This window comes from Streptomyces sp. NPDC107550 (assembly GCF_055639095.1).
On record NZ_JBVKBC010000004.1, the window covers coordinates 39,284 to 51,168 of the forward strand.

Below are 11,885 nucleotides of genomic sequence, written 5' to 3' on the forward strand. Positions count from 1 at the left end.
CGACCGAAGTCGTACGGGCCCTTCCTCAGCTCGCGGGAGCTACCAGGCGGTCAAGCCCAACAGGTAAGCGGAACTTACTTGTTGATCTTGGTGACCTGGCCGGCGCCGACGGTCCGGCCACCCTCACGGATGGCGAACTTGAGGCCCTCCTCCATGGCGACGGGCTGGATGAGCTCCACCTTCATCTCGGTGTTGTCACCCGGCATGACCATCTCGGTGCCCTCGGGGAGGGTCACGACGCCGGTCACGTCCGTCGTACGGAAGTAGAACTGCGGGCGGTAGTTGTTGAAGAACGGGGTGTGACGGCCACCCTCGTCCTTCGACAGGATGTACGCCTGCGCCTCGAACTCGGTGTGCGGCGTGACCGAACCCGGCTTGATGATGACCTGGCCGCGCTCGACGTCCTCGCGCTTGATGCCACGGAGGAGCAGACCGACGTTCTCACCGGCCTGGCCCTCGTCGAGCAGCTTGCGGAACATCTCGATGCCGGTGACCGTGGTGGTGGTCTTGTCCTGCTTGATGCCGATGATGTCAACGGTCTCGTTGACCTTCAGGACACCACGCTCGATGCGGCCGGTGACGACCGTGCCACGACCGGTGATCGTGAAGACGTCCTCGATCGGCATCAGGAACGGCTTGTCGACGTCACGCTCGGGCTCCGGGATGGCCTCGTCTACGGCCTTCATGAGCTCGAGGACCGAGTTGCCCCACTCCTTGTCGCCCTCGAGGGCCTTCAGAGCGGAGACCTTGACGACGGGAACGTCGTCGCCCGGGAACTCGTACTCGGAGAGGAGCTCACGGACCTCGAGCTCGACGAGCTCCAGGATCTCCTCGTCGTCCACCATGTCGGCCTTGTTCAGGGCGACGACGATGTACGGAACGCCGACCTGGCGGGCCAGGAGCACGTGCTCCTTGGTCTGCGGCATCGGGCCGTCGGTGGCGGCGACCACGAGGATGGCGCCGTCCATCTGCGCGGCACCCGTGATCATGTTCTTGATGTAGTCCGCGTGACCGGGGCAGTCGACGTGGGCGTAGTGACGGGTCTCCGTCTGGTACTCGACGTGCGCGATCGAGATGGTGATACCGCGCTGGCGCTCCTCGGGAGCCTTGTCGATCTGGTCGAAGGCCGAGGCCTCGTTCAGGTCCGGGTACGCGTCGTGCAGCACCTTGGTAATGGCGGCCGTGAGGGTCGTCTTACCGTGGTCGATGTGACCGATGGTGCCGATGTTGACGTGCGGCTTAGTCCGCTCGAACTTCGCCTTCGCCACTGGGGTCCTCCTGTGGAGTGGTTCTGTACGCCTTACTTCATCGGCGCCAGGTGATCTTTGCTGGACTGCATTCCCCGGGGGTCAGTCCCCGGACCCCGGCCGTGCGCCCTTGCGGGTCACGGCCGGTGGCCACGACGAGGAAAGCGGATGCCCGCCGCCGGGAGGACCGGGTGTCCGGAACATCCCGGCGGACAGGACAAGCCTAAAGCGTGTAACGGGGTGGGTTACTCGCCCTTGGCCTTCGCGATGATCTCCTCGGCGACGTTCCGCGGAACCTCGGCGTAGGAGTCGAACTGCATCGAGTAGCTCGCGCGACCCGACGTCTTGCTGCGGAGGTCGCCGACGTAGCCGAACATCTCCGACAGCGGAACCAGGCCCTTCACGACGCGGGCACCGGCACGCTCCTCCATGGCCTGGATCTGGCCACGACGGGAGTTGATGTCACCGATGACCTCGCCCATGTAGTCCTCGGGCGTGGTGACCTCGACGGCCATCATCGGCTCGAGGAGCACGGGACCGGCCTTGCGAGCGGCTTCCTTGAACGCCTGCGAACCGGCGATCTTGAAGGCGAGCTCGGAGGAGTCGACCTCGTGGTAGGCACCGTCGAGCAGCGTGATACGCACACCGGTCATCTCGTAACCGGCGAGGATGCCGAACTGCATGGCCTCCTGGCAGCCGGCGTCGACCGAAGGGATGTACTCCTTCGGGATACGACCACCGGTGACCTTGTTCACGAACTCGTAGGAGCTGTCGCCACCCTCGATCGGCTCGATCGAGATCTGCACCTTGGCGAACTGACCGGTACCACCGGTCTGCTTCTTGTGCGTGAAGTCGACCTTGTCGACCGTCTTGCGGATGGTCTCGCGGTACGCGACCTGCGGCTTGCCGACGTTGGCCTCGACCTTGAACTCACGCTTCATGCGGTCGACGAGCACCTCGAGGTGAAGCTCGCCCATACCGCCGATGACGGTCTGGCCGGTCTCCTCGTTGGTGTGCACCTGGAAGGAGGGGTCCTCCTCCGCGAGACGCTGGATGGCGACACCCAGCTTCTCCTGGTCACCCTTGGACTTGGGCTCGATCGCGACCTCGATGACCGGCGCCGGGAAGTCCATGGACTCCAGGATCACCGGGCTCTTGTCGTCGCACAGCGTCTCACCGGTCGTGGTCTGCTTGAGACCCATGACGGCGATGATGTCGCCGGCGCCCACCGACTCGATCTCCTCACGCTTGTTCGCGTGCATGCGGTAGATCTTGCCGATGCGCTCCTTCTTGCCCTTGACGGAGTTCAGCACCGAGGTGCCGGACTCCAGGCGGCCGGAGTACACGCGGACGAAGGTGAGCTTGCCGAGGTGCGGGTCGCTCATGATCTTGAACGCCAGCGCCGACAGCGGCTCGTCCTCGGACGGCTTGCGCTTGACGACGACCTCGGGGTCCTTGACGTCGTGGCCCTCGATGGCCTCGACGTCGAGCGGGGTCGGCAGGTAGCGCACGACCGCGTCGAGCAGGGGCTGGACGCCCTTGTTCTTGAACGCGGTGCCACAGAACACCGGGGTGACCGTGGTGTCGTTGGACTTGCCCGAAGCGATCGTGATGCGGCGGATCGCGGCGTAGAGCTGCTCCTCGGAAGGCTCCTGGCCCTCCAGGTACAGCTCCATGATGTCCTCGTCGTTCTCCGCGACGGCCTCAAGGAGCTTGCCACGCCATTCGTCGGCGGCCTCCTTGTGCGTGTCGGGGATCTCGACGGTGTCGTACATCTCGCCCTTGGCGGCCTCGGCGGACCACACGAGCGCCTTCATGCGGACCAGGTCCACGACGCCCTTGAAGTCGGCCTCGGCGCCGATCGGGAGCTGCATGACGAGCGGCTGGGCGCCCAGGCGGTCCGAGATCATGTCCACGCAGCGGTGGAACTCGGCGCCGGTACGGTCCAGCTTGTTGACGAAGCAGATGCGCGGCACGCCGTAACGGTCGGCCTGACGCCACACCGTCTCGGACTGCGGCTCGACACCGGCGACACCATCGAACACCGTCACGGCACCATCGAGAACACGCAGGGAGCGCTCCACCTCGACGGTGAAGTCGACGTGCCCAGGCGTGTCGATGATGTTGATCGTGTAGTCGTTGTCCTCGAGCGGCCAGTGACACGTGGTCGCAGCAGACGTGATCGTGATGCCACGCTCCTGCTCCTGCTCCATCCAGTCCATCGTGGCAGCGCCGTCGTGGACCTCACCGATCTTGTAAGAGACACCGGTGTAGAACAGGATCCGCTCGGTGGTGGTCGTCTTGCCCGCGTCGATGTGGGCCATGATGCCGATGTTGCGCACCTTGGCCAGGTCAAGCGAAGTGGTAGCCATAAGGCTTCAGTCTTCTCTCGGTCTCGATGTGGGTTGCGACTACCAGCGGTAGTGCGCGAAGGCCTTGTTGGACTCGGCCATCTTGTGCGTGTCCTCGCGCTTCTTGACGGCAGCGCCGAGGCCGTTGGAGGCGTCGAGCAGCTCGTTCATCAGACGCTCGGTCATCGTCTTCTCGCGGCGAGCGCGCGAGTAGCCGACGAGCCAGCGGAGCGCGAGGGTGTTGGCGCGGCCGGGCTTGACCTCGACCGGGACCTGGTAGGTCGCGCCACCGACACGGCGGGACTTGACCTCGAGGGTCGGCTTGATGTTCTCCAGCGCGCGCTTCAGCGTGATGACCGGGTCGTTGCCCGACTTCTCACGCAGGCCCTCCATGGCGCCGTAGACGATGCGCTCGGCGGTGGAGCGCTTGCCGTTCAGCAGCACCTTGTTGATGAGGGAGGTCACCAGAGGAGAACCGTAGACCGGGTCGATGATGACCGGGCGCTTCGGGGCGGGGCCCTTACGAGGCATTCTTACTTCTCCTTCTTGGCGCCGTAACGGCTGCGAGCCTGCTTGCGGTTCTTGACACCCTGGGTGTCGAGGGAACCGCGGATGATCTTGTAGCGAACACCCGGCAGGTCCTTCACACGGCCGCCGCGCACGAGCACGATGGAGTGCTCCTGCAGGTTGTGTCCCTCACCCGGAATGTAAGCAGTGACCTCGATACCGCTGGTCAGACGCACACGCGCGACCTTACGCAGGGCCGAGTTCGGCTTCTTCGGGGTGGTCGTGAACACACGCGTGCAGACGCCACGGCGCTGAGGGGAACCCTCAAGTGCGGGCGTCTTGTTCTTCTCGACCTTGTCCTGCCGGCCCTTACGGACCAGCTGCTGGATCGTAGGCACTACTTCTCCGGTTTCTGTGTGCCGAATAGTAAAGCTAACCTGGAACTTTCCCGACCCACGCGGTCGGGTGTGTCGAATGCTGCGGACTCCCGCCGAAGGGCAGGAAGCGGCAGATTGCGGTGACCATGATCAGAACGAAGCGGACTGATCCGGACTCGCCGTGCGGTTGAAGACACGCACACGAGCCCAGGCACACCCCAGGCACAAGGTCTGAGCGTACCTATCTCATGAGCTGCGGTCAAAACAAATACATCGCAGCCAGGACACGCCGGGCACGCCCTGGCCCCCTCAGCCCCCGTGGGCCGCCAGCACCACGGCGAACACGATGAACAGCGCCCAGCCCACCACCGACATCCAGCCCAGCACCAGACCGCCCACGGCCAGGCCGTCGCCCTGCTCGCCGGTGCGCCTGATCTCGCGCCGCGCCATATGACCGAGGACCACCGCGACCGGCCCCGTGACGCCGCCCGTGAGGAACGTCATCCCGCCGCACACCATCGCGCCCACGGCCTTGCCGTTGGTCGGCGGCGGCAGCGGCCGTGCGGGCATGAAGGCCCCCGGCACACCGCGCGGCACGAGCTGCTGCTGCGGCACCGGCCCCTGCGGCAGATCGGCGACCAGCGTCGCCAGCTCCCCCACGGTCCGCGCCTGGTACGCCCGCTCCACGCGCCGCTCGTACTCCGGCTGCGCGAGCCGCCCCTCGGCGAACCCGGCCCGCAGCACGTCCACCGCCCGCTCCCGGTCCGCGTGCGCGGCCAGCATCGCCGCCCCGTGCTGCTGCTGCGGCGGCCACGGCGCCGGCTGCCAAGAAGAATTCGACACCAAACCACTCCCCCGCGTACCGGACCGACTACCTCTCATCCTCTCCCAACGCGAACACCCCGGCCACCGGTTCCCTCAGCGCGGCTACGGCCGATTGTGGCCGGTCCGTGCGCGGTCCCCCTCCATTACCTTGACTCGTTGCGAGATCGACTCGGCTGACCACGGGGGCGGTGCATGGCGGCGGTACGTACACGCGCATGGGACGACGACGGCTTCGACGACGGAGTGCCCTTCCTCGCCAGGCTGGAGAAGGAGCACCGCGCGGCACTGCTCGCCATCGGCCGGCACCTGCGCTATCCGGCGCGCACCGTCCTCATGCACCAGAACGACCCCTCCGGACACGTCCTGCTGCTGCTCCGGGGCTGGACCAAGGTGACGGCACTCGCCGCCAACGGCTACGAGGCGCTCCTCGCGCTGCGCGGCCCCGGCGACATCATCGGCGAGGGGGCCGCCCTCAGCGGGCGGCACCGTTCGGCGACGGTGACCACGCTGGAGGACATCGAAGCCGTGGCGATCGACGAGAGCCGCTTCACCGCGTTCCTCGCCGCCCACGCGGAGGTGACGTTACGGCTGTTGAGCCTGACCACCGACCGGCAGCGCGCGGGCGACCGGCGCCGCGTGGAATGGGCGGCCCTGACCGTGCGCGAACGGCTCGCCGTGCTGTTGCTCGAACTGGTCCGCACCCACGGCCGGCGCACCGAGGAGGGCGTGGAACTGACCGTGGGGCTCAGCCAGCAGGAGTTCGCCGGGTCGGTCGGCTCGTCCCGGGAGGCGGTCGCGCGGCTGCTGCGGGAACTGCGTGACAAGCAGGTCGTGGTCACCCGTCGGCGCCGCGTCGTCGTCCTGCGGCCCGACGTGCTGCGCCGGATCGTCGGAGAGGGCTCCGCCTGACACAGATGCGGGCGCCGGTCTGTGCACACGGTCACAGTACGAGCGTGTCCGTGATCCTCCGCGCCGGACCCTGTCCCACGCCATCGTGCTGTGCGACACCAAGGCCCACCGGCGAGAGGCAGCCATGACCGACCCCTTGAACCGTACGATCCTGCTCTTCGACATCGAGCGCTACGGCTCCCGCGACGACGTGGAACAGGCGTATCTGCGACGGGTCCTGTACGACGTCGTCGACGCCACGCTGCTGGACGCCGCCGTCGACGAGGGCGCGGGGATGCGGGCCGACCGGGGCGACTCCGTGATGGTCCTCATCGACGCGCGGGTCCCCGTGGGCGCGCTGCTGAAGACGCTGCTGACCCAGACCCCCGCGCTGCTGCACAGCAAGAACCGGCTGCTCGCCGCCAGTGCCCGGATGCGGCTGCGCATCGTGCTCGCGGCCGGCTATGTCGCCGTCGATGAACTCGACGGCTGGGTCGGTTCGGACCTGAACCACGCCGTGCGGCTGCTGGATTCCGACCCCTTGCGCGACGCCCTGAAGAAGCGCGCGGACGACAGCGTGCTGTGCGTCTCCGACAGCATCTACCAGGGCGTCGTCCGGCACGGCCCGCTCGGTGTGCGCCCCGCCGACTTCCACCGCGTCACCGCGCACACCAAGGAGGGACCGACGGTCGCGTGGCTGCACGGCGAGCCCGCCGCCCCCGCCCGGCCCGAGCCCGCCGTCTCCGCCCAGGGGCCCACCACGGAGGCGCCCGCCACGAACACCCCCGTCCCCCAGACACACATCGCGGGGAACCAGTACGGCGTGACGGGCGGGACTGTCCACGGCGGCCTGCACTTCGGGCCGGGCGGCGCGGGCGCGGACGGCCCCCGATGAGTCCGGCCCCGGCGCCGCCCGACCCGCACGCCGGCCAGACCGGCGACACCGACGCCAAGGGACAGGAGGAGACCTCCGACGCCGCCCAGCCCCCGCGCCAGGAGGCCTGGGCAGCACGCCAGTCCCTCATCGCGCACGGCCCGGCGTTCGTCCAGCCACTCGCCACCGGGTCGGCGACGCGTGTGGGAGGCGACCAGTACGGTCTCAGCGGTGGCGTCGTCCACGGCGACGTGAACTTCTTCGCTCCCCCGACGTACACGCCGGAGTCGGCGTCCGGGGAGGTCCCCCGGGAGAGGGTCGAGGCACTCGCGGAGGTCTTCCGTGACTGTCCGAGCTTCGAGGAGGCCCTGGAGCGTCTGCGAACCGACGGCGTCGTCATCCTGTCCGGAGGGCGGGACACCGGGCGCGGCTCCGCCGCCCTGATGCTTCTGGCGCGTCTCGGCAGCGGCCGGCTGCTCAGGCTGGACGCACCCACGTCCCTGTCCGCACTGCCGGAGCGGTTAGCCGAACGGGCCGGGCATCTCCTCATCGATCTGCCGGTCGGACGCGACCGGCCACTGACCGAGTCACAACTGCTCAGTCTGCGAGACCGTCTCAAGCACCTCCACAGCCATCTGGTCATCACCGTCGACCCGTCCGCGGCGCTCGACGACGACGTGCCGTACGTCCGCTGGGAGCCACCGGCCGCCGAGGACATGCTGCACGCGCACGTCACCGCGCGGGCCGGACGAGCGAGCTGGCCGGAACTGGCGGCTCTCGCCCCGGTCAAGGAGTTCCTCACCCGGCCCCGCAGGCCGCGGACGATCGAGGAGTTCGCTCGGGTCCTGGCGCGCTTCCACCGCGCGGAGATCGACGAAGAAGAACTCGCCGCCCACGGGGAGGGAGCGGTGGAGGCGCAGGTCACCCGCTGGCTGACCGACGACCAGCGCACCCTGCGCGAGAAGGGGTTCGCCATCTCGCTCGCCGTCTTCGACGCGGCCCCCTACGCGGTGGCGGCGGAGCTCGCCGACGACCTCTATGTACGGCTGCAGCACATCGCCGACCCGGCGCGGCTTCCCCGCATCCCGGTCTTCGGCCCCGCCCGCGAGGAACGGCTGCAGCGCGTCGACGCCGACGGATACGTGGGCACCGAGATCACCGAGTGGGGAACCGTCGTCGGCCAGTTCATCGGCGCGTTCCACGACGAGCGGACGGCTTCCGTCCTGCTGCGCGCGGTGTGGAACGAACACCCGTCGGCGCGCCCGGCCCTGGCGGACTGGCTGCACGGCCTCGCCAAGGACCGGCGCCCTCTGGTACGCACGAGGGCCGCGTCGGCCACCGCGCAGCTCGCCTTCGCCGACCTGTCGTCCGCGATGGCCCATCTCATCGAGCCCTGGGCGGACGACCGGCACGCCACCGCCTGGCTGACGGCTGCCAACGCCCTCACCATGGCGCACCTGCTGTCGGTACCGCTCGTGTTCGAGATTCTTCGGGAGTGGTGCACCGGCGCTGTCTCCGGCCGCAGGTGGACGGCTGTCCGCGCCTACGGCCTCCTGGGGCCGGTGGAGTACGACAGGACGCTGGAGGCGCTGTTGGAGGCCGTCCACCACCGCTCCCCCGACGACGGCGACTCCGAGGAAGGGGATGCCAAGGCGGACAAGGAGAAGGAGGAGACCCAACAGCTCACGGACGCCCTCGAACTGCTCCTCCTCGCGGTGGGTGACCCCGTCCTGATCAAGCTCTCCGAACGACTCGACGACCGGGCGGTACGCGCCTACGCTCTGCCTGCCTTCCTCCACGCCTGCGGGAAGACGGCCGACGGCGGCGGGCTGCCTCCCGTTCTCGCTTGGTACGTGCGAGCCGAGGCGGGCGGGGACCACGCCGTCACCGGGCACCTCACGGCGATCTGGCGGCGCCTGCTCGCCGACCGCGCCCACACGGCGGAGGCGCTTGCCGCCCTCGGCCGCTGGGTACGCCTCGCCGACCGGGACCCCGCGATCGAGCGGGCGCTGGCATCCCTGTTGCCCCGCCTGGTCAGCCCGCGCGCCAACCACGACCGCGTCAGCCATCTGCTCCGCACCCTGCGCGACGCCGACAACGCCCGGCCGGCCGCCGCCGAGCGGCTGCACGACGAGATCGCCGCGCTCTGAGCGCCGGCCGACTCTGTCCGCAGGAGGAACCCACTCAAGGAGACCGCCATGCCAGGTACCAGCGCACGTCCGGAGGGCCCGGAGCACCCGGCCCGGCCCGACGCCCCGGCACCCGTCGACCAGCTCGACTGGCTCCAGCAGCAGCGTCAGTACCCGTCCACCGAACCCGATTCCGACCCCGACCCGGTCCGGACCGTCTGGCAGCTCCCCCGCCTCCGCCTCGGCAGCCGACGCTTCGTCACGCGCATCGACCACGCCCTGGTCCTCATCACGCGCAAGGGCGAGTACCGGACGTTCCCTCCACCGGCCCGCCCGGCGAGCCTGCGGCCCTACGTCGCCCTGTACGAGGTGGACATCGCACCGCATGCCTTTCATCTGCGGGTGCCCTTGCCCAGCGAGGACGACAGTTTCGAGTTCGAGGTCACCGCCGACATCCGCTGGCGGGTGGGCGACCCCGAGCGCTTCGTGCGCAGCCAGGAACGCGACGTGCCCGGCTTCCTGACCCGGGGAATGCTGCCGCTGATGCGGGCCGCCTCCCGTATGCACCCCGTCGAGGCCAGCACCCTCGCCGAGCGGTCCGTCCAGCACGCGGTGGACGCGGCACGCGACCTCGGCACGCCCCAGGGCCTGCACGTCACCTGCACCGTGCAACTACGGCGCGACGCCGCCGAGCGCTTCCACCAGGCCCGCCTGCGCACCGCGCGGCACGACGCGGAAGCCGCACCCGCCGAGCACACCGCCGCCCGGTTGCACGAGCGGTACGCGGCCGAGCGCCGGGCCGAGCAGCTCACGTTCTACGAACAGTGGCTCGCCCGCGGCGACCTCTCCACCCTCGCCCTGCATCTGGCGGCTCACCCCGATGACACCACCCGTGTCCTCGACCACCTGGCCGCCGAGCAGAAACAGGCCGTCGAGAACCAGCTCAAGCTCATCGACAATGCCTTCCAGAGCAAGAGCCTCGAGGACTATCAGCTCGAACTGCCCCACCAGCTCATCACCGATCGCATGTCCGCCATCCTGGGCGGCGGCCCGACCGCCTCCGGCGAGACCGACAGCACCGGATCCGAGTCGGGCCCGCGGCACCATGCTTCCCTCACGAAAGACCGTCCGGAGCCGGCCCCGTGACCACCCCGCCCCCGGGCCCTGACGAGCACCGGGTGCGGACAGCCGACCGGCTCGTCGCCGAACTGCGGGCCGAGATCGCGCGCGCCGACACGAAGGCCGCCCTGCTCGTCGGCGTCCTCGGCGTCCTCGCCGGCGGCTTCGGCGCCCTCATCGGCGAACGCGGCCGGGACCCCGCCGCCCTGTCGGTCCCGGCCGCCCTCATGTGGTGGTCCGGGGCGGTTCTGCTGATCACCGCGCTCCTGGCCCTGCTTCTCGCGGTGGTGCCCCGGCACGGACACAGCCGCTGGGCCCCGGGCGGTCCGCTGACGTACTTCGGTGACATCCACCGAGCCACTCGGATCGGTCTGCTCGCCGCGGCGTTGACCGACACGGCCCGGGACCCGACACACAGCCTGCTCCTCACGCTCGCCGAGACCAGCCGCATCGCCGCCCGCAAGCACTTCTGGATACGGGTCGGAGTCGTCGCGTTCAGCGGCGCCTCCGTGCTGCTGCCGGCCTCCGCCCTCCTGCCCTGACAGCTCCCCCACCGCTCCTCCTCACCCTCAGGACCGCTCATGCCCCTGCCACGCCCGTCCGAGAAGCCGGACAGTCCCTTACGCCCCGGCTCCGTCGGCGACCCGCTCCGCCACCGGGGCCGCGTCCATGTCGCCGCCCGCCGCCGCGGCATCGACGCCGCGGCCCTCGGTAACCTCACCCTCCATCTCCCGCACGTGGCCGCGAGCCTGACCGTCGTCCTCGTGGTGACGTACGCCTTCGACACCCTGGGCGGGCCTCCCTGGTGGATACCGTCGGCCTGCTGGGCGCTGAGCGGGGCCCTCGCCTTCCACCCACGGTGTGAGGAGCTGCTCGCCCGCTGGCTGTTCCGGCTGCGCCGGCCCACGCCGGAGGAGGACCGTACGCTGCGGGCCGTGTGGCGGCAGGTCACCGCGCGCGCGGGCGTGGACGCCGGGGCCTATCAGCTCTGGGTCGAGGAGAGCGACGAGGTCAACGCCACCGCGGCGGCCGGTCACATCGTCGCCGCGACCAGCCACGCCCTGGGCAGGCTCTCCCCCGCGGAGCTGGACGGAGTCCTCGCCCACGAACTCGCTCACCATCTGCGCGGTCACGCCTGGGCGTCGCTTCTGGTCTTCTGGTACGCGCTTCCCGCCCGGCTCACCTGGCGGCTGCTGCACCGGCAGGCCCCCCGCCTGCGCCGCCTGCCGCCCGGCCCCCAGGCGCTCGCCGCGGGCGTCCTCGGCGCCGTACTGCTGGCCCTGATGACGATGACGTACGGGCTGATCCTCCTGCCGTTCGCGGCGCCGTATCTGGCGGCGGCACTGTCCCGGCGCGCCGAACTGAAGGCGGACGAGCACGCCGCCGGCCTCGGTTACGCACGGCAGCTGATGGCTGTCCTGGAGGACGAGCTCGACGACGGGGTCCCGGTTTCCGCCGCGTCGGACACCCACGTCCCGGAGGGGATCTCCGCGCGGCTGCTCGCTTCGCACCCCGATGTCCACACCCGGCTGCACCGGCTCCGGAGCCGGCTGGACAAGGCGCGATGA

11 protein-coding genes are annotated in these 11,885 nt (G+C 69.6%); 6 read left to right on the forward strand and 5 right to left on the reverse strand.

Annotation, left to right across the window (positions count from 1 at the left end):
• Nucleotides 1-74: 74 nt before the first annotated feature.
• The 5 genes from tuf to ACZ7LY_RS07350 form a co-directional block, all read right to left on the reverse strand.
• Complete coding sequence (gene tuf / locus ACZ7LY_RS07330; RefSeq protein ID WP_471623546.1) at nt 75-1,268, reverse strand: elongation factor Tu; 1,194 nt, start codon at nt 1,266-1,268, stop codon at nt 75-77.
• A gap of 224 nt (nt 1,269-1,492) precedes the next feature.
• On the reverse strand, nt 1,493-3,619 hold the full coding sequence (gene fusA, locus ACZ7LY_RS07335) for an elongation factor G (RefSeq protein ID WP_471623547.1): 2,127 nt from the start codon (nt 3,617-3,619) through the stop codon (nt 1,493-1,495).
• Nucleotides 3,620-3,658: 39 nt separating this feature from the next.
• Nucleotides 3,659-4,129 carry a 30S ribosomal protein S7 gene (gene rpsG / locus ACZ7LY_RS07340; protein WP_111663838.1) on the reverse strand — a complete coding sequence of 157 codons (471 nt, stop codon included), beginning with the start codon at nt 4,127-4,129 and terminating at the stop codon, nt 3,659-3,661.
• Nucleotides 4,130-4,131: 2 nt separating this feature from the next.
• Nucleotides 4,132-4,503, reverse strand: a complete 372-nt coding sequence (gene rpsL, locus ACZ7LY_RS07345) for a 30S ribosomal protein S12 (RefSeq protein WP_003948652.1) — start codon at nt 4,501-4,503, stop codon at nt 4,132-4,134.
• Nucleotides 4,504-4,791: 288 nt separating this feature from the next.
• Nucleotides 4,792-5,265 (reverse strand): DUF1707 and DUF4190 domain-containing protein, encoded by a 474-nt coding sequence (locus ACZ7LY_RS07350; protein WP_471623842.1) that lies wholly within the window; start codon nt 5,263-5,265, stop codon nt 4,792-4,794.
• 234 nt (nt 5,266-5,499) lie between these two features.
• On the opposite strand from ACZ7LY_RS07350, the gene ACZ7LY_RS07355 reads away from it, so the two are divergent.
• The 6 genes from ACZ7LY_RS07355 to ACZ7LY_RS07380 all read left to right on the forward strand — a co-directional run bounded on the left by ACZ7LY_RS07355 (nt 5,500) and on the right by ACZ7LY_RS07380 (nt 11,885).
• Entirely contained in the window at nt 5,500-6,216 is a 717-nt protein-coding gene (locus ACZ7LY_RS07355) for a Crp/Fnr family transcriptional regulator (protein ID WP_471623548.1), read from the forward strand.
• 124 nt (nt 6,217-6,340) lie between these two features.
• On the forward strand, nt 6,341-7,090 hold the full coding sequence (locus ACZ7LY_RS07360) for a hypothetical protein (protein WP_471623549.1): 750 nt from the start codon (nt 6,341-6,343) through the stop codon (nt 7,088-7,090).
• Complete coding sequence (locus tag ACZ7LY_RS07365; RefSeq protein ID WP_471623550.1) at nt 7,087-9,219, forward strand: hypothetical protein; 2,133 nt, start codon at nt 7,087-7,089, stop codon at nt 9,217-9,219. Before ACZ7LY_RS07360 ends, ACZ7LY_RS07365 begins: the two co-directional genes overlap by 4 nt.
• Nucleotides 9,220-9,267: 48 nt before the next feature.
• Complete coding sequence (locus tag ACZ7LY_RS07370; RefSeq protein WP_471623551.1) at nt 9,268-10,344, forward strand: hypothetical protein; 1,077 nt, start codon at nt 9,268-9,270, stop codon at nt 10,342-10,344.
• Nucleotides 10,341-10,859 carry a Pycsar system effector family protein gene (locus tag ACZ7LY_RS07375; RefSeq protein WP_471623552.1) on the forward strand — a complete coding sequence of 173 codons (519 nt, stop codon included), beginning with the start codon at nt 10,341-10,343 and terminating at the stop codon, nt 10,857-10,859. The genes ACZ7LY_RS07370 and ACZ7LY_RS07375 overlap by 4 nt, the downstream gene beginning before the upstream one ends.
• Nucleotides 10,860-10,898: 39 nt before the next feature.
• The gene (locus ACZ7LY_RS07380) at nt 10,899-11,885 is read left to right on the forward strand and encodes a M48 family metalloprotease (protein ID WP_471623553.1); all 987 of its coding nucleotides are present in this window, start codon (nt 10,899-10,901) and stop codon (nt 11,883-11,885) included.